Genomic DNA, 2125 nt, shown 5'->3' with positions numbered 1-2125 from the left:
GGGCCGGCGGCCCGTAGCGTACGGGTCCGCGGTCCTCGCGGACGGAGTGGTCCCCGTCGTGGTGACGCCCGGTCCGGCCCATCCGGGCCTCCTTCGCCGCCGTTCGCGCTCTGCCCTCCTTTATACGAGGGAGCGGGGCGGGCCGCCCGCCCGGGGCGCGGCCGGGCCGGGCGGGTCAGCCCGCGAAGGGCGTGCCGGGCAGGCCGTGGCCGGCGTCGGGGAGGACGAGCAGGGCGCCGGAGAGCGGGTGCGGGGCGTCGAGTCCGGTGCGGGCGGTCGAGACGTAGAGGTCGCGCAGTCCGGGGCCGCCGAAGGCGCAGGCGGTGGGGCGTCGCACGGGCAGGTCCACGGTGCGTTCCAGGCGGCCGTCCGCCGTGTAGCGGCGCAGCGCGGACCCGTCCCACAGGGCGACCCAGACGGCGCCCTCGGCGTCGACCGTGAGCCCGTCGGGGTAGCCGGCGCCGTCCTCCAGGACGGCGAAGGGGCGGCGTCCGGTGACGTGGGGGCCGTCCACGTCGAAGACGTCGATGCGGCGGGTGTGGGTGTCGGTGTAGTACATGAGCCGGCCGTCGGGGCTCCAGCCGGTGCCGTTGCTGCACGTCACCCGGGGCAGTACGAGGTCCGCCGTGCCGTCCGGGGCGATCCTGGCGAGGGTGCCGCCGCCCTCGGCCTGGTCGTAGCGCATGGTGCCGGCCCACAGCGCGCCGTCGGGGGCGACGGCCGCGTCGTTGGCGCGGCGGCCCGGCACGGGGTCGTGGACGAGCCAGCGGAAGGTGCCGCCGGCGTCGTAGAGCCCGACGCCGTCGCGCAGGTTGCAGACCAGTCCGCCGCCGGCCCGCGGTTTGGCGGCGCCGACGTGCTGTCCGGTGGCCAGGACGGTGCGGTGGCCGGTCGCGGGGTCGTAGGTGTGGACGCGGGCGGCGAGGATGTCCACCCAGATCAGGCGTCCGGTGGCCGCGTCCCAGGTGGGGCCCTCGCCGAGGACGGCCTGTTCCCGTACGGCGATCTCGACGGGGGTGCGGTTCACACGGGGCTCCGTTCGTGTCCGAGGCGGCGCGACAGTTCGCCGGCGCCCCGGCCGGCGAGCGCGGCGAGTTCGCGGGCGCGCTCCTCGTTCCAGCGGATCAGGGGGACGGCGACGGAGAGGGCGGCGACGACCTGCCCGGAGCGGTCGTGCACGGGTGCGGCGACGCAGCCGACGCCGGGTCCGGACTCCTGGTGCTCGACGGCGAAGCCCTGTTCGCGTACGGCGTCGAGCGCGGCCCGCAGTTCGGCCGCGCCGGTGATGGTGTGCGGGGTGAGGGCGGTCAGCGCCGGCCCGCCGAGCCGGGCGTCGAGTTCGGGGGCGGGCAGCGAGGCGAGGAGTGCCTTGCCGGCCGCGGTGCAGTGGGCGGGCAGCCGGTGGCCGGCCGCCGACACCAGGCGGACGGCGTGGGTGGACTCGGCCTGGGCGACGCAGACGGTGTCGGTGCCGTCGAGGATGGCCACGTGCACGCTCTCGCCGCAGTCGGCGGCCAGCCGGCGGGCGACCTGCCGGCCCTCGGCGGCGAGGTCGAGCTGTTCCGCGTACCGGCTGCCGAGCTGGTAGGTGCGCACGCCCAGCCGGTACTGGCCGGGCCGGTCGGGGTCCTTGACCAGGTACGACCGGGCGGCGAGCGTGGTGAGCAGCTCGTGCACGGTGGTGCGCGGCAGCCGGAGCCGGCGGGTCACCTCGGGCGCGGAGAGCGTTCCGTCGCCCTGGAGGAAGAGTTCGAGCACGTCGAGTGCCCTGGTCACCGCGGGGACGAGTCGCCCCATGGCCGTGCACCCCCCTCTCGTGTGCGGCGCCCCGGCCGGCGGCCGGTACGTCGATCACAGGCTACCTTCGGCGTGGCTGCTGGTTCGGGGCGGCAATGCGGGGTATCCGCTGTCGCATGTCCTCAGTGAGCAATGCTTCCGTTCCGTCCCGGCTCGCCGGGCTGCGGGACCGGTTCAACCGGCGCGATGCCGCCGTTCTGCAGAATCTGGCCCGGCGTCACTGGCCCGCCGCCGGGCCCGTGCTGCCCCGGCTGAGCCGCAGCGCCAACCACGGGCTGCTGTGGTTCGGCGCGGCGGCCGGCATGGCCGCCTTCGGGGGCAGTGCGCG

At 76.5% G+C, this 2125-nt stretch carries 2 protein-coding genes and 1 pseudogene; 1 reads left to right on the top strand and 2 read right to left on the bottom strand.

Translation table 11 applies throughout. The annotated features are described in order from the left end of the window. Nucleotides 1-175 precede the first annotated feature (175 nt). The gene (locus MHW47_RS34870; protein WP_239227832.1) at nucleotides 176-1027 is read right to left on the bottom strand and encodes an SMP-30/gluconolactonase/LRE family protein; all 852 of its coding nucleotides are present in this window, start codon (nucleotides 1025-1027) and stop codon (nucleotides 176-178) included. Then, complete coding sequence (locus MHW47_RS34865; protein WP_239227831.1) at nucleotides 1024-1797, bottom strand: IclR family transcriptional regulator; 774 nt, start codon at nucleotides 1795-1797, stop codon at nucleotides 1024-1026. Before MHW47_RS34865 ends, MHW47_RS34870 begins: the two co-directional genes overlap by 4 nt. Nucleotides 1798-1913: 116 nt before the next feature. Here MHW47_RS34865 and MHW47_RS34860 point away from each other — a divergent pair. Next, a pseudogene (locus MHW47_RS34860) lies at nucleotides 1914-2125 on the top strand (phosphoesterase); the annotation flags it as partial.

This window comes from Streptomyces sp. OfavH-34-F (assembly GCF_022347745.1).
Taxonomy (GTDB): domain Bacteria; phylum Actinomycetota; class Actinomycetes; order Streptomycetales; family Streptomycetaceae; genus Streptomyces.
The sequence above is the reverse complement of the archived record's forward strand: the minus strand, read 5'-3'. Positions and strand labels throughout refer to the sequence as shown.

Coding starts and splice junctions, on each gene's coding strand:
- MHW47_RS34865 (WP_239227831.1), bottom strand. CDS start 1,797: ATGGGGCGACTCGTCCCCGCGGTGACCAGGGCACTCGACGTGCTCGAA.